The organism is Variovorax sp. GW822-FHT04A09 (assembly GCF_058801005.1).
This window is the reverse complement of sequence record NZ_JBXAMV010000001.1, coordinates 2,340,449-2,360,571: the sequence shown is the minus strand read 5'-3', so window position 1 is coordinate 2,360,571 and position 20,123 is coordinate 2,340,449. Positions and strand designations below refer to the sequence as shown.

The following is a 20,123-nucleotide window of genomic DNA, read 5'->3' as shown; positions in this document are numbered from 1 at the left end:
CGCTTCGTCGCAGGGTCGGGGAAAGTCCTCTCTCCTCCATTAATTTAGGGCGAGAAAACATTGGGAAACAATTTGGATTTTGTTCGCCGAGCAAGGCCTTCGTTGATTTGATCGCGGAGCGCTTGGGGGCCAAGGGCGAGCAACCCCCTGATGTGGGCTGTGAGCGATTGCCAGACGAAGACCGGGGAACAAAGCGGGGAACAAGCGAAAGGTTTGAGTCCAGCTTGCCAATATAAATGGGCATTGCCGGGCATCATTCAGTAGACCCCAGCCCACCACACAACGACCTAGGGCGTTCACTGAAATTCAGTGAACGCCCTTTTTCATTGGCCAGGCGGCTGTTGACTGTGCTTCGCCGTCTCACTCGGGATGTCTGCGTCTGGATGACGACCCCTGCAGTCCCGTCGATGGGGTTCACTCCACACGCTAGCTAATCGATCGCGATCTTGTTCTTCTTCACGAGGTCTGCCCAGCGCCGCATGTCGGTGTGGATGTAGTCGGCGGTCTGCTTCGCGCTGCTGGCTTCGGGAAACATGCCGACGTTCTCGAAGCCTTTCATGACCTCCGGGTCCTTCAGGGCTTGTGCCACCGCTTCGTTGAGGCGATCGCTTCGGTCTGCCGGGAGGCCCGTGCGCGCAGCGAGAACGAACCACTGGCTGGCCTCGAAGTTGGCGATGCCGGCTTCCCTGAGTGTCGGCACCTCGGGCAAGGAGGCAGAACGGGTCGCCGTGGAGACCCCATACGCCTTGAGCTTGCCGGACTTGACGTGCGGCAGAACGGGCGTGATGCCCAGTACGGCCAGGGGGAGCTGTCCACCGATCACGTCGGTCACCGCCTGGTTGCCGCCCTTGTAGGGCACATGTGTCATCGTCACGCCCGTCAGTGCCTGCATGAGTTCGCCGGTCAGGTGCTGGCCGGTGCCGTTGCCGGAGGAGCCGTAGCTGTACTTGTCCGGGTGGGCGGATGCGTCTGCGAGCAGGGCCTTGAGGTCCTTGGGCGCATCGGGCCGTGCCGGTCCCACGAGGACGGTGGAGCCTTTGGCGAGCATGGCGATGGCGCTCATCTCCTTGCCGATCTGCGGCATCGGGATGCTCGTGAGCACCGGGCCGGGAACCGTCACCAGGGTATAGCCGTCGGCGGGCTGGGTTGCCACATACCGCAGCGCGAGCGAGCCCGTGGCGCCGGGCTTGTTGTCGACCACGATGGGCTGGCCGAGCGTCGCCTCCAGCTTGCGAGCGACAAGGCGCGTGACGACATCGACGCTGCCCCCGGGTGGGTAGCCGACGACCCAGGTGATCGCTCGAGAGGGGTACTTCTCTTGTGCGAGCGCTGGAGAAGACGCCAGCGCCGTGAGTGCGCAGAAGATCAGAAAGAGGCCTCGGCGGCCGCCTGGATGCTTGGACATGGGGTGAGCCTTCTGGGACGGTGGGGAGATGCGCGAGCGCGTCGGGGATTCCGCGGCCTCAGTCGGGCGCGCCCGGCGCCGTGTGAGGATGTGCTGTCGCACTCTGATGGAAGGCGCGGACCATCCGCTGGATCGGCCCCAGGACCCACGTGTTGTAGACGAGCACATCCGACTCCTCCTTGGGGTCGCGCGTGATGTTGAAGAGATAGGGCGACTCGAGCTTGCCCTTGCCTTCGTTCACCTCGGGCTCCCAGTAGAAGTGCAGCTTCCAGTCGCGCCACTTCACCGCGCGCAGTTCGTTCTTGATATGGAAGAGAAAGCCCTCGCGCAAGGACTTCTGCTCGCCGAGGAAGAAGGGCATCTGGTCCATGCCATCGATCGGCCTGTCCTCGGGAATGCGGGCGCCGCCTGCGCGTGCCAACGTGGAGAAGAGGTCCGTGACATGCACGATCTCGTTGCTCACCCGGCCCGCGGCGATCTTGCCCGGCCAGCGCACGATGCACGGCACGCGAAGGCTGCCTTCCATGGCCGTGTGATAGGTGCCGCGCCAGGGGCCGGCCGTGCCGCGGTACGGAGCGCGGAACTCGGGGCCGTTGTCGCTCGCGAAGATGAAGAGGGTGTCTTGCGAAATGCCGAGGCGCTCGATCTCGTCGATGACCTGGCCCACGCGGTGATCCATCTCGACCATGGAATCGGCGAAGTCGCCATGGCCGGTGCGGCCCGCGAAATCGCGGTGAGGCAGGGTGGGGAAATGCAGGTGCGTGAGCGGCAGATAAAGGAAGAACGGCTTCTGTGCCGCGTGGTTGCGCTGGATGAATTCCAGAGACCGGTTCGTCAGCGTCTCGTCGATGCGCCGGCGCGAATCCAGGTTGTATTCCTCGACGTTCTGCGAAGGCGCACCGGCACGGCCCTGCATGATGTACGGGATGTCCGCCACGCTCGGGTCGTAGCCGACACTGGCCGTGAACTGGCTCTCGTCCGTGGTGCGCGGAATGCCGTACCACTCGTCGAATCCCCGGTCGCTCGGGAAGCGGCCTTGAACATCGCCCAGGTGCCATTTGCCGTAGTGCGCAGTCGCATAACCCTGCGCCGAGAGCAGCTGCGCCAGCGTGATCTCGCGGCGTGCCAGGCCCTGAGGCAGGCCGGGCGGCACCGACTGCAGGCAGCCCGTACGGATCGGATGCCGCCCGCTCATCAGCGCGGAGCGCGTCGGCACGCAATCGCTCTCGACATTGAAGTTCTGCAGCAGAAGGCCTTGGCTGGCGAGCGCGTCGATGCGTGGCGTGGGCGCGCCCCGCAGCGCCCCGCCGCCGTAGCAGCCGAGCTCGCCCCAGCCGAGGTTGTCGGCCAGGATGAGAACGATGTTGGGTGGGTTCATGGAGGGACTCATTGCGACTGCAGTCTAGGAACGGCTAGGATTCGGGTGTTTCCAATTTGGAAATCTTCGTTAACTTTTATTCATGTCCTTCTCGGCACGCGACCTCGACTACTTCCTGGAAGTGGCGCGCCATGGGCAGCTGGCCCGTGCAGCAACCAGCCTGACGGTGACGGCCGCGGCGCTTTCCAAGGCGATCCGCCGGCTGGAAGACGAGATGGGGCTCGGTCTCTTCGAGCGCTCGGGCCATGGCATGACGCTCACGCCGTTCGGCGTCGCGTTCCGCGAACGTGCGCAACGCATGAAGTCAGAGCACGACGAGGCGCTTCGTCATGCGGGCGACGTCCGCGCAGGACGTGCCGGGCTCATCCGTGTGGGCGCGACGCTGGCGGTTCTGGATGCCGTGCTTTCACCGGCGCTTGCGACGCTGCAGCCCCGTCGCCCGGGCATGCATGTGCGCCTGGAAGTGGCGTCCTCGGACGAGTTGATCGACTGGACGCGCCAGGGTCTGCTCGATGTCGCCGTGATTCCGACCTATGAATCCATGCCGCACGGCCTGGTGCATGAGGATCTGCTGACCGATGCGCTCGTCGCCGTGGCGCGCGTGGGGCATCCGGTCTTTGCGCGTCGCCGTCTCTCGATGGGCGATCTGTCGAAGTTTTCCTGGGTGCTGCCGTCCGTTCACTCGGCTGCACGCGCGAAGCTGGACGAGGTATTTCGTTCCGCCGGCGCGACGCCGCCGCAAGGCGCGATCGAGGTGCACTTCAATGCGTCGTGGTCGCTGCCGGTGCTTGCAGCGACCGATCTGATGGGCATCGTCCCGGTCTCCGTGCTCGCACTGCCCCAGGCGCGTGGCGTCAAGGTGATTCCTGTCGAGGTGCTGTCGATTCCGAGGCGCATCTCGCTTTTTTCACGTCCGAATACCTACCGATCCCCACTTCTCGAGGAGTTTGTGCAGGCGCTCAAGGCACTGGCGCCGGCACAGCGAAGCAGTGCGGCGCGCAAGGGATGACGGACGCTCGCTGAGGCCGTTTTCAGGCCGCGGTCGTCGCCTTCACCGGCCAGTCGCGCAGCTTGCCCGGGTTCAGCAAGCCCATCGGGTCGAAGCGCTGCTTCACCTCGATGACTTCCGGCGGCAGCGGCCCGCCGGCCTTGCCGTCTTCCACGATGTTCACGTGCGGGTTGTTGATGTGCACCTGGTGCGCGCGGTGGATGTCGATGATCTCGTTCAGCCGCTGCTCGGTGCTGAAGCGCACGAGTTGCAGCCCGCTGCAGGTCAGGAGCCCTGCCGCGTTGCGCAGGAACTCGACGTGCATCATGACCTCGCCGCCCAGCAGTTTCTCCATCTCGATGACCTGCTCGACATGCCGGCCGGGGATGAACCCGCTTTGCAGGTAGGTCAGCGTCGGGTCGATCTTCAGCGCGTGCAGCGTCGTGTGGTTCCAGGTGAACTCCATCAGCGTGCGGTTGCTCTTCTGCACTTCGGCGGCCGTCTTGCGGTAGCTCACGGTGCCACCGTGCGCCTGCACCAAAAGCATCATGGCCGGCTCGCTCTGCTCGGCCACCAGCGACAGCACGGTGTGGCAGCCCTTGGGCAGGTGCGTCGCCAGCTGCGCGAGGTGGTCGGCGATGGGCGCCGCGAAGAAGGTGACGCCGCGCTTCACGATGCCCGGCGCATGCGCGAGCTTGTCCGCGAAGTTCAGCGCGTTCTCGAAGTCGTCGAAGGTCACCAGCGTCTCGAGCCACGGATGCGCGGGCGCCAGCGCGATCTCCAGCTCCAGCACGAGGCCGTTGGTGCCCCACAGGTGGTGCATGCGCATCGCTTCGGCGCCGCGCAGCTCGATCACCTGCGGCTCGGCCTCGATGGTCATCGCGCGAATGCCCAGCACATTGCCGGGCGCGCCCAGCGGCCCGTAGTTGATCGAGCCTACGCCGCCGAAGCCGCCACCGAACAGGCCGCCCAGCGTCGCGCTGCGGTAGGTCGAGGGCACGCAGCGCATCTCCTGGCCGGTGGGCCTTGTCTGTTTCTCGAGTTCGCCCAGGCGGATGCCGGCCTGCGCGCGCGCCACGCCGGGCTGCACCCACAGGCAGGCGTTGTAGCCCGTCATGTCGAGCACCACGCCGCCGGCGAGCGGCGTGGTCTGGCCGTAGTTGCCGGTGCCGCTGCCGCGAATGGTGATGGGCACGCCGCGGCGTGCGCAGGCGCCGACCACCGCGCGGATGTCTTCCTCGGTGCGCGGGCGCACCACCACGTCGGCGCGCTTGTCCTTCAGCTGGCGCGTGAGCACCGGGCTGAACCAGGAGAAGTCCTGCGAGAGGCGCGTGACGCGGCCTTCGTCGGTGATCCAGTCGAGGTCGGGGAGTTCGAGCAGCAGTTGCTCGATGGCGGAAGCGGGAGCGTTCATGGTCGATTTCAATCCTGGGAAAGTTCGCTCGCATGCCACGAGCCCAGCGCCACCTTGGTGAGCCAGGCCATCAGCACGAAGAGCGCGACGCCGGTGAGAGAGATGAGCAGCAGGGCCGCGAACATGCGCGGAATGTTCAGCTGGAAGCCCGCCTGCAGGATCTGGTAGGCCAGCCCGGCGCCGGAGCCGCCCGTGCCGGCCACGAACTCCGCCACCACCGCGCCGATCAGCGCCAGGCCGCTGGAGATGCGAAGGCCTCCGAAGAAGTACGGCAGCGCGCTCGGAATGCGCAGACGCACCAGCTGCTGCCAGCGCGTGGCGCGGTTCAGCTTGAAGTAGCTCTGCAGGTCGGGGTCGATGCTGCGCAGGCCCAGCGTGGTGTTGCTGATGATGGGAAACAGCGCCACCAGCGCCGCGCACACCGTCATGGCCGCGACCGGGTTCTTCACCCAGATGATGATCAGCGGCGCCACGGCCACGATGGGCGTGACCTGCAGCAGCACCGCGTACGGAAAGAGGGCGGTCTCGATGCGCTTGCTCTGCACGAACAGGAACGAGATCAGCACGCCCGCCACCGTGGCCAGCGCGAAGGACAGCACCGTGATCTTCAGCGTGACCAGGAGCGCGCTGCCCAGCGGCGCCCAGTCGGTCACCAGCGTCTGCACCATCAGCCAGGGCGAGGGCACGAGGTAGGGCGGCAGCTCCATCGCCACCACCATCCATTGCCACAGCGCCACCAGCACCACGCCGATGAGCACCGGGTAGAGCACGCGTTGCACGCGCGGCTGGCCCAGCAGGGGCGTCGCGGGTTTCGTCGCTGCCTTCATGGTGCGGCCTCCTCTTCTTCTGTGGTGCTGGCGCGCAGCAGGCTGTCCTGCAACTGCTTCGCGTGGCGCGCGAACGCGGGCGTGACCATGAAGTCGGCCTGGCGCGGGTAGGGCTCGTCGATCTGGAACTGCTCGACCACGCGACCCGGTCGTGCGGCCATCATCACCACGCGGCTCGAGAGGAACACCGCCTCGTGGATCGAGTGCGTCACGAAGATCACCGTGAGCTTCTTCTTGCGCCACAGCTCGAGCAGGTCGGCGTCGAGCTTGTGGCGCGTGATCTCGTCGAGCGCGCCGAAGGGTTCGTCCATCAGCAGCAGGTCGGGCTGCGTGACCAGGCCGCGCGCGATCGACACGCGCATCTGCATGCCGCCCGACAGCGCACGCGGCAGCGCACTGGCGAACTTCTCCAGCCCCACGAGCGCGAGCGATTCCGTCACCCGCGCATCGGCCTCCTTGCGGGGCACGCCGGCCAGGTCCAGCGGCAGCCGCACATTGGTCTGCACGCTGGCCCACGGCATCAGCGTGGGCGACTGGAACACGAACGACATCTTGTGCGGGCAGTCGTGCAACTGCGCCACGGGCTTGCGCCACACCAGCAGGCGCCCATCGCTGGGCTCCAGCATGCCCGCCACCATCTTCAGCAGCGTGCTCTTGCCGCAGCCCGAGGGGCCCAGCAGCGTGACGAACTCGCCTTCGGCGATCGACAGGTCCACCGGCAGCAGCGCCTGCGTGCCGTTGGGGTAGGTCTTCTCGGCCGAGAGGATTTCGACGGCGGGCACGGCGGGCGCCACCGGCGGCGCGAGGGTGTGGGGTTCGATGCGGTTCATGGCGCGGCGAGGTTCAGGGCAAGACCTTGGCGTCCTTCACGAACTCGGTCGTGTAGGTTTTGGCCAAGTCGACCTTGGCCGGATCGAGCAGCTTGGAGGCCACGAGAAAGTCGTAGCTCGCTTTGGCGCGCGCATCGGTGATCACGCCGATGCCCAGCTTGGCCGCGTCGCCGCCGGTGACCATGCCCATCTCCTTGAGCTTGGCCACGCTGTAGGCGAGCTGGTCGTCGGTCATGTTGGGGTTGTCCTTCTTGATCAGCGCGTTGGCCGGCGCCGGGTCGGCCAGGTAGCTCTTCCAGCCTTCGGCCGAGGCCTTCACGAAAGCGGCGACCTGCTTGCTGCGCTCCTTCACCGTCTTGTCCATGCACGACACGGTGACGGCGTAGGAGGGATAGCCGTGGTCGCTGAACATCAGCACCGTGCTCTTCACGCCGGCCTTCTGGATGGCGTAGGGCTCGGAGGTCAGGTAGCCCTGCTGCGCGGTGTTCGGGTCGGCCACGAAGGGCTGGATGTTGAAGGTGTAGGGGCGCGTCTGTTCGTCCTTCAGGCCGAAGCGGGCCTTGAGCCACGGCCAGTAGCCGCGGTTGGCCTGCGCGCCGATCAGCAGCGTCTTGCCCTTGAGGTCCTCGAACTTCTTGACGTCGTCGTGCGCGATCAGCACCTGCGGGTCCTTCTGGAAGAACGCCGCCACGTTGACGACCGGCACACCGCCTTCGCGCACCTGCATCATCTGGATGTCGCTCGATCCCATGATGCAGTCGGCCTGTCCCGCGGCCATCATCTGCGTGATGTTGACCTGCGGGCCGCCCATGCGGATCGTCACGTCCAGGCCGTGCTTCTTGTAGATGCCCTGCGCCACCGCCTGGTAGAAGCCGCCGTGCTCGGCCTGCGCGTACCAGTTGGTCATGTAGGTGAACTTGTCCTGGGCCTGTGCGGGTGCAACGGCCGTGAGGAGCGAGAGCGCGGCGGCGCCGGCCAGGGAAAGAGCGAAGGAACGCATGGTGGGGACCTCTCGAAGGCGGGATGAAAAAGAAGAATGAAGCCGTTGCAAGGCGCGCGCCTCAGGCCGGCACGAACGACTGCTGGATGAAGCCCTGCTGGTGGCCGCGCTCCCAGGTGGCTTCCTCGCGCACGACCCAGCGCAGCGCATGAAGCTCGGTCAGCGCCTGCGCCCAGCTGTCCGAGAGCGTGTCCAGGATTTCGAGGCCCTGTTCGCGCGTGGCGCTGGTCGGGTCGCCGATCACGCCGCTGGGGCCGAAGTCGCGCGCAGTCCAGGCGCAGGCCGGGCGGCCGTCTGCCGACAGCAGCTTGATCGGGAAGGGCGGCGGAAAGTTGGCCACCGCGCGTTCCATGTGCACGGTGTCGGGCGCCAGCGCGAGCATCAGCGCGGTCTCGGAATGGCCCGCGTGCATCGCGAGCTTCTTCTCCTGCTCGCTCACCTGCCGGCTCGCCGCGCTCGGCAGGCGCGACACGCCGTGCGGCACGATCACGAAGTCGCCATGGCGCAGGCGCAGTTCGCGCGCCGCCATCTCCAGCACCTGCGGCTGGCCGCCGTGCCCGTTGGCGAACAGCAGCTTGCGAAAGCCCGAGCGATACACCGACTCGCCGATCTCGATCACGGTCGACAGCAGCGTGGTGCCCGTGAGCGTCACCGTGCCGGGAAAGTGCAGATGCTCTTCCGACTTGCCGTAGGTGATCGGCGGCAGGGCAAAGGCGCGCACCTCGGCCGGCAGCTTCTCCAGCGCCTTGCCCATCACGCCCGAGGCGATCACGCTGTCGACCGAGCACGGCAGGTGCGGGCCGTGCTGCTCGATCGCGCCGCACGGCAGCACGATGACGGTGTTCTCGCGGTCGGGCAGCGCGGCGATTTCGGTCCAGCTCAGGTAGGGCAGGAAGCGGTGGGGCGGGATGTAGCCGTGGAGCATGGGGGTCCTTGCGTGTTCTTTATTCAGGGAAGAAAGGCGATGCATCGCCGTGCGTCACGCGGCCGTCGCGCAGCACCACGCGGGCGGCGCTGCGCGAGGGCCAGCCGTGGCGGTCGGCCTGCGTGAACAGCACCAGGTCGGCTTTGGCGCCGACCAGCGTGGGCGCCGTCGTGGCGGGCGTGCGTTCCAGCCAGTCGCTGCGGCACAGCGCCTGCGACCAGGTGTCGAAGGGTTCGTCGAGCTGCGCCACCAGCGCGGCCGTGCCCAGCGCCTCGACGGGGTCGAAGCTGCCGAGCCGGCAGAACGGGTCCTGCACGTTGTCGCTCGCGAACAGCAGCGGAATGTCGCGCGCATGCGCTTCCTTGACCAGCGTGATGCCGCGCTGGCGCGGCGTGCGCCCGGTGACGGCGTCCTGCAGCAGCAGGTTGGTGGCGGGCAGCGACACCACGGTGATCGGCGCGCGTGCCACGGCGTCCAGCGTGGCGAAGGCCTGCGCCTCGGGCTGGGCCGCCAGCGCGCAGAGGTGGCCGCAGACCGCGCGGCCTTCGTAGCCGATCTCGCGCAGCAGGCGCGCGGTGGTCTGCAGGCCCACGGCCGAGGCGTCGAGTTCCTCGTCCACGTGCAGGTCGATGTCGAGCTCGCAGGCCTGCGCCGCCACCAGCAGGTTGCGCAGCGCGTTCTCGCTCCAATTGGTGGAGTGCACGAAGCCGCCGAGCAGCGCGTGCGGTCCGGTGGCCTTCACCTGCCGCGCCAGGCGCAGCGCCTGCGACGCGTCTCCGAACAGGGGCAGCTTGATGAGGGCGACCTGCTCCAGCCGCACCCGGCCGGCCCATTCCTGCGCCAGCTCGGCCATGACGGGCCAGGCCGTGGGCAGCGCGTCGGGCTCCCACCAGTCGACGTGCGTGCGCACATGGGCGGTGCCGCATGCCCAGGCCCACTGCAGGCCGCGCGATGCACGCTCGCGCACGTCGGCGGGCGTCCAGTGCACGCGGTCGGCCAGCATCGCGTCGATCGCCCCGAGCAGGCCGGGCTGCACCTTTTGCATGCGCGCCAGCGTGAATGCCTTGTCCAGGTGCGTGTGCGCGTCGACGAAGGCGGGGAGGGCGAGTGTGCCGGCGAGGTCCCAGCCGGCGCCCGGCGTGATGTCCCTCGCGGGCTGCACCGAGCGGACGCGGCCGGCTTCGATGCCGATGCGTGCGAGTTCGGGCATCCCGTGGCGCTGCGGCCAGTCGGCGGGCAGCAGCCAGCGCGGCAGCCGTGCGTTGTCCAGCAGCGCGGGCGCGTTCATGCGAAACGCGCTCCCGCCGGGCCTGCGGGGGCGCTGGTTTCCATCGACAGACAGGAGGCAACGCGGACGTGCATGAATTTGACCAATCAATCAGAGCAACTGGTCAGGTTATGCAAGCGACGTGCCAGTCCGGGTGCACCGGACTGGGGAGGCGGGCGTCAGCCCGCGGCTGATGCGACTACGTTGCCTGGCGCGGCCAGAGCCGCACCGCCAGCGCGGCGGCGGCCGTGGCGGTCGCCAGCGCCGTCACGCCGGCCCAGCCCCACGCGGCGAGCACCAGCGCGCCCAGCGCCGAGCCGGTCGCCATGCCGATGAACATGCTGGTGAACAGCACGGCGTTGAGTCGGCTGCGCGCACCGGGCTCGATGCCGTAGACGATCGTCTGGTGGGCGATCAGCGCCGCCTGCATGCCCAGGTCGAAGCCGATCGCGGCCAGCGCCAGCAGCCACAGCTGCTCATGCGGCGTCATCAGCGGTGCCAGCCCCATGGCTGCGAACGACACCAGCGCCAGCCCCGCGCCCAGGCGCGTCACCAGCTCCGGTCCGCGCCGGTCGGCCAGTCGCCCCGCCAGCGGCGCCGCCAGCGCGCCCGCCGCGCCGGCCAGGCCGAAGGCGCCTGCCGCCGCGCTGCCCAGGTGGAAGGGCGCGCCGTGCAGCATCACGGCCAGCGTTGACCAGAAGGCGCTGAACCCCACGGCCAGCAGCGCCTGGGCCAGCGCCGCGCGGCGCAGCGTGCCGTGGCGCGACCACAGCGTGCCCAGCGAACCGAGCAGGGCGCCGTAGGCCAGGTGCGTGGTCGGCCGAAAGCGCGGCAGCCCGCGCCAGGCCGCGGCGCCGATGAGCGCGATGCTGGCCGCGGCCGCGATGAACATCGCGCGCCAGCCGAAGTGCTCGGCCACGAAGCCGCTCACCACGCGCGACAGCAGGATGCCCAGCAGCAGCCCCGTCATCACCGTGCCGACCGTCTTGCCGCGCGTGGCGTCGGGCGCCAGCGTGGCGGCGGCGGGCACGAGGTCCTGCGCCATCGTGGCCGCCAGCCCGATCGCGAGGCTGGCCGCGAGCAGCACGCCGATCGACGGTGCCGCGCCGGCCACCAGCAGCGCGGCGCACAGCGCCGCCGCCTTGATCAGCACGATGCGGCGCCGGTCGAAGCGGTCGCCCAGCGGCGCCAGCAGCAGGATGCCCAGCGCATAGCCCAGCTGCGTGAGCGTGGGAATGAAGCCCACCGCGCGGGTGGAGGCGCCGATGTCGGCGCCCAGCACCCCGAGCATCGGCTGGGCGTAGTAGAGCGACGCCACCGACAGGCCCGCGCCGGCGGCCAGCAGCAGGATCAGCGAGGCCGGCAGGCCGTGCCCCGGCGCTGAGGCCGGTGCATGCGTGGTTTGAATGGAAGACATGGTGTTAACCCTCGATTATCGAAGCAAGGGTTGGAATGTGCCCGTTGGGGGCTTGGCTTGGTAGTCTCGCGGATCGCACAATGCCCATACGCCAAACGTATAAAAGAGGCCATGTCAACTTCACCTGCCGTCGACCGCATCGAGCTGATGCAGACCTTCCTTCACATCGTCGAGGCCGGCAGCCTGTCGGCCGCCGCGCTCCAGATGGGCGCCACCCAGCCCACCGTGAGCCGTCGCCTGCAGGCGCTGGAGCGCTCGCTGGGCGTGCGGCTGCTGCGCCGCTCCACGCACGCCATGAAGCTCACGGAGGATGGCGAGCGTTGCTACGAGCGCGCCAGGGAGCTGATCGCCGACTGGCACGCTTTCGAGGCCGACCTGCGCGGCGTCGGCGACGAGCCGGAGGGCACGTTGCGCGTGGTCGCGCCGCATGCGCTGGGCCAGCTGCTGCTGGTCGGTCCGCTGGCCGAGTACCTGCGCGCCTATCCGCGCGTGTCCGTCGAATGGCTGCTGAACGACCGCCGGCCCGACTTCATCGCCGAAGGCGTCGACTGCGCGATCCAGGTCGGCGAGATGACTGACGCGATGGCCGTGGCGGTCAAGGTCTCGGAGGTTCCGCGCGTGGTGGTCGCCGCGCCCTCGCTGCTGGAGGGCCGCTCACCGCCCGCGCACGCTGCGGAACTGGCCGAGCTGCCTTGGCTTGCGCTGCGCACCTTCTATCGCAACGAGGTGCTGCTCACGCACCGGCCGACCGGCGAGATCGCACGCGTGCCGATCCGTCCGCGCATGAGCACCGACAGCCTCTATGCGCTGCAAAGCGCGGCGCGCATGGGACTGGGTGCCTGCCTGGGTTCGGCCTGGCTGCTGAACGAGGACATCGCTGCCGGACGGCTGGTGCAGCTCGTGCCGCAATGGCATGTGGCGCCGCTGCCCGTCTACCTGACCTACCCGCACGCGCGCTTCCAGCCGGCGCGCCTGCGCCGCTTCATCGAGATGATGCGGCTTGCGTTGGCCGACCCGACGGGCCAGGTCTGGGAGGCGCGCGTGGGCTGAGCGAGGGCGGCGCGGAACTCAGGCCTTGATGCCGCAGCCGCCCAGGACGAACGCCACCAGTTCCCGCGCGATCGGTTCGCGGTCGATCGGCGCCTCGGGCGGCAGGCCGAGCATCACGCGCGTCTGGATCGCGTAGTCGGCGTAGCTCTGGGTCATGGCCCAGATGTGCATCAGCAGCAGGCGCGCATCGAGCGGACGCATCTGCCCGCGCGCGATCCAGCCGTTGATGATGTCGACCTTCTTCTGCGTCCACGCCTGCGCGTTGGGCCAGTAGCGGTCGAGGTTGCGTCCGCCGTCGAGCACCTCGCGCGTGAAGATGCGCGAGATCTCCGGGTTGTCGAACGCGTGGTCGAGCTTCTTGCGGATGTAGTCGCCCAGCACCGTGGCCGGGTCGCTGGCGTCCTCGAACGAGAACACCACCTTCCAGGCATGCAGCACCTGCATCAGCAGCTCTTCGTAGAGCTCTTCCTTGCCGGCGATGTAGTAGTGCAGCTGGGGCTTGGTGAGGCCGGCGCGCGCGGCGATGGCCTGGGTGGAGGTGCCCTTCAGGCCGTGCAGGCTGAACTCGGTCACCGCCGCCGTGCGGATGGCCGCCATGATGCGTTCGCGCCCCGGCCTCGCGCGCGACAGCGGGCCGTCGGGTGCGGGCATTTCTTGGGCGATGGCGGGAGGCACAGGGGCGGTGACGACGGTCATGGGCGTGGGAGGCGCGGCGTGCGCCCGGCCGATGGTAATCCTTGGCCCGTGGCCCTTTCTTGCGATGAGTGCGCCTGCGCCTTTCTCGATGGGCGATGAAAGGTGACAGCGGTCGGCATCGAGGCGTTTCCCTGAGCTATTTTTTTCTTCCCCTTGCCTCTACCAGCGCCGAACCGCTGTCGAAAAGTAGTGTGCGCAACGCAGGTGAAGTCAGAGTGAAGTCTGTGCAGGCCTTGCGTGAACGGATCAGAGGCCGTCCAGTTCGCCCTTGACGTGCGTGCGCGTGTCGCCGCCGACCCAGACCTGGCCGGCGTCGTCGCGGGTCAGGTGAATGCGGCCCTGCCGGCCCAGGTGTGTGCCCTGCGCGGCGACATAGTCGCCCCGTGCCACGCCCGTGGCGAAGAGCCACTGCGCGAGCGAGGCATTGAGGCTTCCCGTGACGGGGTCTTCGACGATGGCGCCCAGATGGTCGGTGAAGAAGGCGCGCACTTCGAAGGCCGCGTCACCGCCCTTCGCATGAGGGCCGACCACGCCGACGTCGATGCGCGTGGGCCAGCGGCGGGCCGGCTCCAGAGACAACACCTTGTCTGCCGACGCCAGCCGGATTCCCAGCCAGCCGGGGCCGTTGTCGATCCAGGCCGCGTCCTGGATGTCGTCCGCTTCGATGCCCAGCAGCCGCCGTGCGTCGTCGAGTTCGGCCGGGGTCGGCGCGCCCGAGCGGATCAGCGGCGGCGCGGCGAACGCGAGCCGTCCCTGGTCGCGCCGAATCTGGACCAGCCCTGCGCCGCACTCCTGCGTGATCACCGTGGCTTGTTGCCTGGGCGCGCCCTGGCCCGAGAGCCAGGCGTGGCAGCTGCCGAGCGTGGGGTGCCCGGCAAAAGGCATCTCCCGGTCCAGGGTGAAGATCCTCACGCGGTAGTCCGCCTCCGGGTGCGTGGGTGCGAAGACGAACGCGGTTTCCGAGAGGTTGAACCAGCGCGTCAGCTGCTGCATGTCGTGCGTGGCAAGCGCGTCGGCGCCGGTGACGACCGCCAGCGGATTGCCCGAGAGCGGGCCGGCGCCGAAGACGTCGACCATGTGGACGGTGATGCTCATGCGTTCGGTCTTTCGCTGGGATTCATTGGATTCAATTCTGCGAGACCAGCAGCTTGAGCCCCGCGGCCGCGAACACCGCCGAGAGCACGCCTTCGATCCAGCGCCGCAGCCGCGCATACAGCGCAATCATCGATGCGGTGGAGAAGATGATCGCGTAGCCGCCGAACACCATGATGCCGAGGCACACGCAACCGCCCACGATGGCCGGCAACCCGCCGGCGGGTGTGTCCTGGCGCACGCCGAGCGAGATGATCGCGATCCACGACATGATCGCCTTCGGGTTGCCGATGTGCATGAGCACGCCCTGGCGGTAGAGGGTGCGGTAGCGCAATGCACCGCGTTCCGCGCTGCCCTTCACCGCGTCGGCGCCAGGTCGCATGGCGGACCGGCCCGCGCGAAAAGCCAGGTACAGCAGGTAGAGGCCGCCGGCGATCTTGAGCACGACAAGCGCCTGCGCGTACGCGGTCAGGACCGCGGAAACACCGGTCGCCGCCAGGATCGCCCAGAAGAGCGAGCCCGTGACAACGCCGGCCGCAAGCGCGAGCGCAGGGCGGCGGCCGTCGCGCATCGCGGTGCCCATGATGGCCATGTTGCTCGGCCCCGGACTGGCGGTGGCGATGAGGTACGTCCCGTAGACGAGTGCGATCTGGCTGACGGCCATGCGAGTGCTCCAAAACGAAGGGGTGTCTTCGGCGGCCTTCAGCGCGATAGAGGCCGAGGAGTGAAAGTTACACTATTGGAATATTCAAAAAGTGTCACGTGACACTTTTATTTGCGAGGCCACGCACGTGCTCCTTCGATCCTCCTGGACGCCCCGTCTGGCCAGCAACGGCACGAATGCCACCGAGCGGGTGGTGCTGGCCCTGGCCGACGACATCGTCGAGGGGCGGCTCGCAGGCGGCGATCGTCTGCCTGCCCATCGGGACCTGGCGAAGACGCTGCAGATCGGCCTGGGCACCGTGACGAAGGCCTATGCCATCCTGGAGCGCAGGGGCCTCACGCGCAGCGTCAAGGGCCGGGGAACCTTCGTGGCGATCCATCAAGCGCACGGCGACCGGCAGATCGATCTGTCGTCGAACGCGCCGCCGGCCGCGCTCGGTGCGCGCGTGCTGGCGCGCACGTTGACGGGCATCGCGCGCAAGATCGACGCGGATCACTTCAACCTGTACGCGCCACCCGGCGGGCACCTGGAGCATCGCCGCGTTCTCGCCCGCTGGCTCGAGACGATCGGCCTGGTGGTCGATCCGTCGCAGCTGGTCCTGACCAGCAGCGCACGCCAGGCGCTGTCGTTGGCCTTCGACCTGGTGTGCGGGCGGCAAGGCGTGCTGCTCACCGAACGGATCACCTATCCCGGCGCCCTCGCGCTGGCCCGGCGCAAGGGGTGTCGCATCCAGGGTGTCGAGATGGACGCGGAAGGGATGGTGCCGCAGGCGCTCGCACAGGCGCTCGACGGCGTAGCGCCCGCCGGTGGCACGGCGGTCTACCTCACCCCGACGCTGCACAACCCGACGACAGCCACGATGAGCGCGAAGCGACGGCGGGCCATCGTGGCGGTGTGCCGCCGCGCGGGCGCCTGGATCATCGAAGACGGCGTGTATGCGGCGGCCTCCGACGGCTTGCCCCAGCTGGCCACCTTGGCGCCCGACATCACGTTGCATGTGAACGGGCTTTCCAAGTCGCTCGGCCCGGGATTGCAGGTCGGTGTGCTGGCACTGCCGCCCGACCTGTGCGGCCCCGCGCAGGAGCTGCTGCAGGATGTGCCCATGGCGCCGTCGGCGTTCTCCTGCGCGGTGGTCGACGAATGGCTGGCCACCGGCGTGGTCGCCTCGGTCCAGCGCGATCTGCGCCACGAGGCCCGGCGCCGTTCCAGGCTGGCCGTCTCGCTGCTCGCTGCCGGCGAACTGGTCTGGCATCCCGATGCCTACAACGTCTGGCTGCCGATGCGACGCGATGCGGCCGAGGGCGTCGTGGCCGCGGCGGCGCAAGCCGGTGTGAAGCTCACTCCGCCGCAGACCCTGATGGCGAACCCGAAGGACAAGGCGAGCGGCCTGCGAATCTGCCTGGGCGGCCCCGGCTTCGACGAGCTGACCGGGGCCCTGGCCCTCCTGGCCACCTTGCTGAAGCGAAGCGCCTGACGCGGCGCGGACCTCAGACGACCGGTGCCGGGGCGCCGTCGGTGGGCGCGCTGGCGTGCCGGTCGTCGGGCGGCGCGGTCACGATCGAGTCGAGGGCCGGCTCGGCCTTGCGAAGGCGTGCGAGATCGGGCCGCGGCCGGCGCAGCCGCGGGTCGGGCGCGAAGGCCTGTTCCATCGCCTGCGCGGCCGACAGCAGCGCGAGGTCGCCGCGAAAGCGCCCCACCACCTGCAGGCCGAAGGGCATGCCGCGCTCGTCGGTGCCGCACGGCAGGCTGATCGCGGGGTGGGTGGTCAGCGTCACGACGTAGGTCAGTGCGAGCCAGCGGTAGTAGTTCTCCTGTTGGCGGCCGTCGATCTGCAGCGCGTGCGACTGCGTCCAGGGAAAGGGCGACACCGGTGTCGTGGGCGAGAGCACCAGGTCGTAGTTCTCGAACGCCTTCTGAAAGCGCTGGAGGATGCGCGTCTGTTCCGTCTGCGCCCAGGCTGCGTCCGGCAGGCTCATGCGCGCACCCATCTCGTAGTTGCTGCGCGGGTTCGGGCCCAGGCTCTCGGGGGCGCGTTCGTAGGCTTCGCGCATGCCGGCGACGAAGGCCTCCGCACGCAGCACGTCGAAGCAACGGTGCACCTCGCCCAGGTCGAAGCGCACCTCGTCGCAGGCCGCAAAGAGCCCGCGCATGGCGGCCATGCGGTCGTGCATCGTCCGGCGGATCGACGGGTCGACATCGCACAGGCCGAAGTCGGTGGTCCAGGCCACGCGCAGGCGTGACAGGTCCAGCGGCGCCGGCCGCGCAAAGGCCGCCGCATCCAGCGGATAGCTCAAGGGATCGCCCGGATGCGGGCCTGCCGTGGCCGCGAGCTGGAGGCAGGCGTCGGCCACATCGCGTCCCATCGGACCGACCACCGAGATCGGCGACCAGCCCAGGCTCTTGCGGACGCTGGGCACGATGCCCGGCGACGGCCGCAGGCCCACCACGCCGCACTTGGCGGCCGGGATGCGCAGCGACCCGCCGGTGTCGGAGCCGGTGCACACCGGCAGCATGTCCAGCGCCAGCGCCGCGGCCGAACCCCCCGACGAGCCGCCGGCGTTGAGGTTGGGGTCGAAGGGATTGCCCGTGGCCCCCCAGACCGGATTGCGGCTGTTGGCGCCGGCGCCCATCTCGGGCACGTTGGTCTTGCCCACCACGATCGCACCGGCGGCGCGCAAGCGGCGAACCAGCTCGATGTCGTGCGACGGCACGTGGTTGCGCAAGGCGGGGGTTCCCATGGTGGACAGCAGGCCCGCCGTCGGCTCGAGGTCCTTCACGCCCAGCGGCAGGCCGTGCAACAGGCCCAGCGGCTCGCCGCTCTTCACGGCCCGCTCTGCCGCGCGGGCCTCGGCGCGGGCGCGCTCGTAGCAGGTGGCGGTCACGGCGTTGACGAAGGGGTTGAGCTGTTCGATGCGCGCGATGCAGGCCTTGAGCAGCTCGACCGGCGAGAGGGCGCGCGTGCCGATCAGCCGTCGCAGCTCCACGGCGGAGAGTTCGACGAGCTCGGAGGAGGAAGAAGAGAAAGGTTGGGTCATGGCTTTCGGAATGTGCCGCACTCAGTCGGCCTGGATGTTGGCGCGCCGGGCGACGGCGCGCATGAGCGGAAGTTCGCGTTCGATCTGCGCGAGCGAGGCGGCGGCGCCGGCGAAGGCCGGCTCCGCGCCCTGGGCCTGCAGGGCCGCCTGGGCCTGGGGCGTGGCGACGATCTTGGCGAGTGTCTTCTCCAGCCGCTCGCGCACCGGCGCGGGGGTGCCCTTGGGCGCGACGACCATGATCCAGGTGTCGGCATCGACCTCGGGGTAGCCCGCCTCGGCAAAGGTCGGGACCTGCGGCAACTGCGAGGAGCGCTGCCGGGTGGTCACGGCGATCGCCTTGACCTTGCCGCCCTTGAGCTGCGGAATGGCGGCGGTGACGGTGTCCACCGAGAACGGCACCTGGCCGCCGATCAGGTCCGTCATGGCCGGCGCGCTGCCCCGGTAGGGCACGTGCATGATCTTCGCGCCCACCGCCTGCAGGATGATCTCGCCGGTGAAGTGCGAGGACGTGCCCGTGCCGAAAGAGGCGTACGAGTACTTGTCGGGCGCTGCGCGCACCGCGCTGGCGAACTCCTTGACGTTGCCGATGGGCACGTTCTTGTTGGCCAGCAGGATCAGCGGAATGCGCGCGACGATCGCGACCGGCTCGAAGCTGCCGAGGGCGTCGTAGGGCAGGTTCGGGCGGATGGCCGGGTTCATGGTGAGGGTCGAGCCCGAGCCGAGCAGCAGCGTGTAGCCGTCGGGCGATGCCTTGGCCACGAACGCGGCGCCGACCGCCGTGCCGGCACCGGGGCGGTTGTCGATGAGCACCGGCTGCCCCAGTTCCTCCGACAGGCGCTGGCCGACCAGGCGTCCCACCGTGTCCGCGCTGCCGCCGGGCGGGTACGGCACCACCAGCGTGACGGGGCGCGTCGGGTAGGCCGGTTGCGCCTGCGCGGGCAGGGCCATGCCGAGGCAGGCGGCCAGGCCCGCGAGGACGGCACAGCACCAGCGCCGCTGCGGCGCTTGCGAACGGGGAGCGTTCATTGACAGAGTCCTTCCGTAGAGCGAAGAGAAGAGGGGGAGGGGAAATGCTGGGGCACGCCCTGCGGTGTAGCAAGCACAATGATTGGAAGGTTGCGTTGCTGCAGGCGCAACGCAAACCACGCCGATGAAACCTCCCACTTCCAAGTCTCCCGCCCCGGCTCGCACCGGGGCGCGCACCGAACGCCCGATCAACCAGCGCGTGCTCCAGGAGGAGTCGATGCGCTACTTCCTGGAGGTGGCGCGCGTCGGCTCGGTCACCGAGGCGGCCGTGCGGCTGAACGTGGCGCCGTCGGCCGTGAGCCGCCAGATCGGCCGGATCGAGCGCGAACTCGACACCCTCCTGTTCGAGCGCCGCGCCCGCGGCATGGCGCTCAACTCAGCCGGCGAGCTGCTGGCGGCGCATGCGCGCCGGGCCTGGCTCGACATCGAGCGCGTGACCGACGACATCCTCGCGCTGCGCGGCCTGCGCAAGGGCGAGGTGCGCGTGGCCGCGACCGAGGGCTTCGCCTACGAGTTCCTGCCGGCCCTGGTGGCTGCGTTCCAGGCGCGCTGTCCCGGCATCCGCTTCTCGCTCGACATGTGCGTGCAGCGCGAAGTGGCGCGCCGCGTGCGCGAAGGCCTGGTCGACCTCGGCGTGACGGTGAGCCTGGGCTCGGAGCACGGCCTGGACGTCGAGATCCGGCATCCCTCGCCCGTGTGCGCGGTCATGGCGCCTTCGCATCCGCTGGCCGAGCGGCGGCAGGTGTCGCTGGCGCAGGTGGTCCATTACCCGCTCGCGCTGCCGGCGCCCACGTCGACGCTGCGCCAGCTGCTCAACATCAGCTGCGCCCGCCAGCGCCTGCCGCTCGAGGCGGCACTGACCAGCGATCACCTCTACCCGCTGGTGCACTACGCGGCGCACGGCCAGGCCGTGACCTTCTGCGGCGAGCTCGCGCTGCGCCAGCAGCTCGAGAACGGCACGATCGTGGCGCGCGCCTTGCGCGACCGCGAGATGAACGAGCGGCATTTCGAGGTGCAGAGCATGGCCGGCCGGCGCCTGCCCGATGCGGCGCGCGCTTTCGTCGAGCACTTGCGCGAAGTGCTCAGCGCCTGATGCGCGGCGCGGGGCC

18 protein-coding genes are annotated in these 20,123 nt (G+C 69.0%); 4 read left to right on the top strand and 14 right to left on the bottom strand.

Annotated elements, in window-relative coordinates:
• Positions 1 to 430 precede the first annotated feature (430 nt).
• Together AC1RLW_RS10875 and AC1RLW_RS10870 are read right to left on the bottom strand one after the other, a co-directional pair.
• Positions 431 to 1,405, bottom strand: coding sequence for a Bug family tripartite tricarboxylate transporter substrate binding protein (locus AC1RLW_RS10875; protein WP_493193015.1), 975 nt, complete (start codon positions 1,403 to 1,405; stop codon positions 431 to 433).
• Between the two features lie 58 nt (positions 1,406 to 1,463).
• The gene (locus AC1RLW_RS10870) at positions 1,464 to 2,783 is read right to left on the bottom strand and encodes an arylsulfatase (RefSeq protein WP_493193014.1); all 1,320 of its coding nucleotides are present in this window, start codon (positions 2,781 to 2,783) and stop codon (positions 1,464 to 1,466) included.
• Positions 2,784 to 2,865: 82 nt separating this feature from the next.
• Between AC1RLW_RS10870 and AC1RLW_RS10865 the strand changes: the two genes are divergently transcribed.
• The gene (locus AC1RLW_RS10865) at positions 2,866 to 3,792 is read left to right on the top strand and encodes a LysR family transcriptional regulator (protein WP_493193013.1); all 927 of its coding nucleotides are present in this window, start codon (positions 2,866 to 2,868) and stop codon (positions 3,790 to 3,792) included.
• Between the two features lie 22 nt (positions 3,793 to 3,814).
• Here the strand turns inward: AC1RLW_RS10865 and AC1RLW_RS10860 are convergent, their stop codons facing one another.
• The 7 genes from AC1RLW_RS10860 to AC1RLW_RS10830 form a co-directional block, all read right to left on the bottom strand.
• A complete protein-coding gene (locus AC1RLW_RS10860; protein ID WP_493193012.1) occupies positions 3,815 to 5,185 on the bottom strand; it encodes an FAD-binding oxidoreductase in 1,371 nt (456 codons plus the stop codon).
• Between the two features lie 8 nt (positions 5,186 to 5,193).
• Entirely contained in the window at positions 5,194 to 6,012 is an 819-nt protein-coding gene (locus AC1RLW_RS10855; protein ID WP_492685011.1) for an ABC transporter permease, read from the bottom strand.
• On the bottom strand, positions 6,009 to 6,842 hold the full coding sequence (locus AC1RLW_RS10850; protein WP_492741319.1) for an ABC transporter ATP-binding protein: 834 nt from the start codon (positions 6,840 to 6,842) through the stop codon (positions 6,009 to 6,011). Before AC1RLW_RS10850 ends, AC1RLW_RS10855 begins: the two co-directional genes overlap by 4 nt.
• Before the next feature lie 13 nt (positions 6,843 to 6,855).
• Positions 6,856 to 7,842: an ABC transporter substrate-binding protein gene (locus tag AC1RLW_RS10845; RefSeq protein WP_095744428.1), complete on the bottom strand. Its 987-nt coding sequence runs from the start codon at positions 7,840 to 7,842 to the stop codon at positions 6,856 to 6,858.
• A gap of 61 nt (positions 7,843 to 7,903) precedes the next feature.
• Positions 7,904 to 8,767 carry a creatininase family protein gene (locus AC1RLW_RS10840; RefSeq protein ID WP_062468630.1) on the bottom strand — a complete coding sequence of 288 codons (864 nt, stop codon included), beginning with the start codon at positions 8,765 to 8,767 and terminating at the stop codon, positions 7,904 to 7,906.
• Positions 8,768 to 8,786: 19 nt separating this feature from the next.
• Positions 8,787 to 10,055, bottom strand: coding sequence for an amidohydrolase family protein (locus AC1RLW_RS10835; RefSeq protein WP_493193011.1), 1,269 nt, complete (start codon positions 10,053 to 10,055; stop codon positions 8,787 to 8,789).
• A 178-nt stretch (positions 10,056 to 10,233) separates the two neighbouring features.
• Positions 10,234 to 11,451, bottom strand: coding sequence for an MFS transporter (locus AC1RLW_RS10830; protein WP_493193010.1), 1,218 nt, complete (start codon positions 11,449 to 11,451; stop codon positions 10,234 to 10,236).
• 111 nt (positions 11,452 to 11,562) lie between these two features.
• Here AC1RLW_RS10830 and AC1RLW_RS10825 point away from each other — a divergent pair, with 111 nt between their 5' ends.
• The gene (locus tag AC1RLW_RS10825) at positions 11,563 to 12,501 is read left to right on the top strand and encodes a LysR family transcriptional regulator (protein ID WP_159275093.1); all 939 of its coding nucleotides are present in this window, start codon (positions 11,563 to 11,565) and stop codon (positions 12,499 to 12,501) included.
• An 18-nt stretch (positions 12,502 to 12,519) separates the two neighbouring features.
• On the opposite strand, the gene AC1RLW_RS10820 is transcribed toward AC1RLW_RS10825, so the two are convergent.
• The 3 genes from AC1RLW_RS10820 to AC1RLW_RS10810 form a co-directional block, all read right to left on the bottom strand.
• Positions 12,520 to 13,152, bottom strand: a complete 633-nt coding sequence (locus AC1RLW_RS10820; RefSeq protein WP_062470962.1) for a TetR family transcriptional regulator C-terminal domain-containing protein — start codon at positions 13,150 to 13,152, stop codon at positions 12,520 to 12,522.
• Between the two features lie 291 nt (positions 13,153 to 13,443).
• On the bottom strand, positions 13,444 to 14,292 hold the full coding sequence (locus tag AC1RLW_RS10815; protein ID WP_493193009.1) for a PhzF family phenazine biosynthesis protein: 849 nt from the start codon (positions 14,290 to 14,292) through the stop codon (positions 13,444 to 13,446).
• A 31-nt stretch (positions 14,293 to 14,323) separates the two neighbouring features.
• Positions 14,324 to 14,953 (bottom strand): LysE family translocator, encoded by a 630-nt coding sequence (locus AC1RLW_RS10810; protein WP_493193008.1) that lies wholly within the window; start codon positions 14,951 to 14,953, stop codon positions 14,324 to 14,326.
• A gap of 127 nt (positions 14,954 to 15,080) precedes the next feature.
• On the opposite strand from AC1RLW_RS10810, the gene AC1RLW_RS10805 reads away from it, so the two are divergent.
• Positions 15,081 to 16,427, top strand: coding sequence for an aminotransferase-like domain-containing protein (locus AC1RLW_RS10805; protein ID WP_493193007.1), 1,347 nt, complete (start codon positions 15,081 to 15,083; stop codon positions 16,425 to 16,427).
• Between the two features lie 13 nt (positions 16,428 to 16,440).
• On the opposite strand, the gene AC1RLW_RS10800 is transcribed toward AC1RLW_RS10805, so the two are convergent.
• Together AC1RLW_RS10800 and AC1RLW_RS10795 are read right to left on the bottom strand one after the other, a co-directional pair.
• Positions 16,441 to 17,988: an amidase gene (locus tag AC1RLW_RS10800; RefSeq protein ID WP_493193006.1), complete on the bottom strand. Its 1,548-nt coding sequence runs from the start codon at positions 17,986 to 17,988 to the stop codon at positions 16,441 to 16,443.
• A gap of 21 nt (positions 17,989 to 18,009) precedes the next feature.
• Positions 18,010 to 19,014 carry a Bug family tripartite tricarboxylate transporter substrate binding protein gene (locus AC1RLW_RS10795; RefSeq protein ID WP_493193005.1) on the bottom strand — a complete coding sequence of 335 codons (1,005 nt, stop codon included), beginning with the start codon at positions 19,012 to 19,014 and terminating at the stop codon, positions 18,010 to 18,012.
• A 187-nt stretch (positions 19,015 to 19,201) separates the two neighbouring features.
• Between AC1RLW_RS10795 and AC1RLW_RS10790 the strand changes: the two genes are divergently transcribed.
• Entirely contained in the window at positions 19,202 to 20,107 is a 906-nt protein-coding gene (locus AC1RLW_RS10790; protein WP_062470965.1) for a LysR family transcriptional regulator, read from the top strand.
• Positions 20,108 to 20,123: the final 16 nt, after the last annotated feature.

What these genes read in the sequence shown, in the direction of transcription:
- AC1RLW_RS10875 (WP_493193015.1), bottom strand. Translation starts at nt 1,405, where the DNA reads ATGTCCAAGCATCCAGGCGGCCGCCGAGGCCTCTTTCTGATCTTCTGC.
- AC1RLW_RS10870 (WP_493193014.1), bottom strand. Translation starts at nt 2,783, where the DNA reads ATGAACCCACCCAACATCGTTCTCATCCTGGCCGACAACCTCGGCTGG.
- AC1RLW_RS10865 (WP_493193013.1), top strand. Translation starts at nt 2,866, where the DNA reads ATGTCCTTCTCGGCACGCGACCTCGACTACTTCCTGGAAGTGGCGCGC.
- AC1RLW_RS10860 (WP_493193012.1), bottom strand. Translation starts at nt 5,185, where the DNA reads ATGAACGCTCCCGCTTCCGCCATCGAGCAACTGCTGCTCGAACTCCCC.
- AC1RLW_RS10855 (WP_492685011.1), bottom strand. Translation starts at nt 6,012, where the DNA reads ATGAAGGCAGCGACGAAACCCGCGACGCCCCTGCTGGGCCAGCCGCGC.
- AC1RLW_RS10850 (WP_492741319.1), bottom strand. Translation starts at nt 6,842, where the DNA reads ATGAACCGCATCGAACCCCACACCCTCGCGCCGCCGGTGGCGCCCGCC.
- AC1RLW_RS10845 (WP_095744428.1), bottom strand. Translation starts at nt 7,842, where the DNA reads ATGCGTTCCTTCGCTCTTTCCCTGGCCGGCGCCGCCGCGCTCTCGCTC.
- AC1RLW_RS10840 (WP_062468630.1), bottom strand. Translation starts at nt 8,767, where the DNA reads ATGCTCCACGGCTACATCCCGCCCCACCGCTTCCTGCCCTACCTGAGC.
- AC1RLW_RS10835 (WP_493193011.1), bottom strand. Translation starts at nt 10,055, where the DNA reads ATGAACGCGCCCGCGCTGCTGGACAACGCACGGCTGCCGCGCTGGCTG.
- AC1RLW_RS10830 (WP_493193010.1), bottom strand. Translation starts at nt 11,451, where the DNA reads ATGTCTTCCATTCAAACCACGCATGCACCGGCCTCAGCGCCGGGGCAC.
- AC1RLW_RS10825 (WP_159275093.1), top strand. Translation starts at nt 11,563, where the DNA reads ATGTCAACTTCACCTGCCGTCGACCGCATCGAGCTGATGCAGACCTTC.
- AC1RLW_RS10820 (WP_062470962.1), bottom strand. Translation starts at nt 13,152, where the DNA reads ATGCCCGCACCCGACGGCCCGCTGTCGCGCGCGAGGCCGGGGCGCGAA.
- AC1RLW_RS10815 (WP_493193009.1), bottom strand. Translation starts at nt 14,292, where the DNA reads ATGAGCATCACCGTCCACATGGTCGACGTCTTCGGCGCCGGCCCGCTC.
- AC1RLW_RS10810 (WP_493193008.1), bottom strand. Translation starts at nt 14,953, where the DNA reads ATGGCCGTCAGCCAGATCGCACTCGTCTACGGGACGTACCTCATCGCC.
- AC1RLW_RS10800 (WP_493193006.1), bottom strand. Translation starts at nt 17,988, where the DNA reads ATGACCCAACCTTTCTCTTCTTCCTCCTCCGAGCTCGTCGAACTCTCC.
- AC1RLW_RS10795 (WP_493193005.1), bottom strand. Translation starts at nt 19,014, where the DNA reads ATGAACGCTCCCCGTTCGCAAGCGCCGCAGCGGCGCTGGTGCTGTGCC.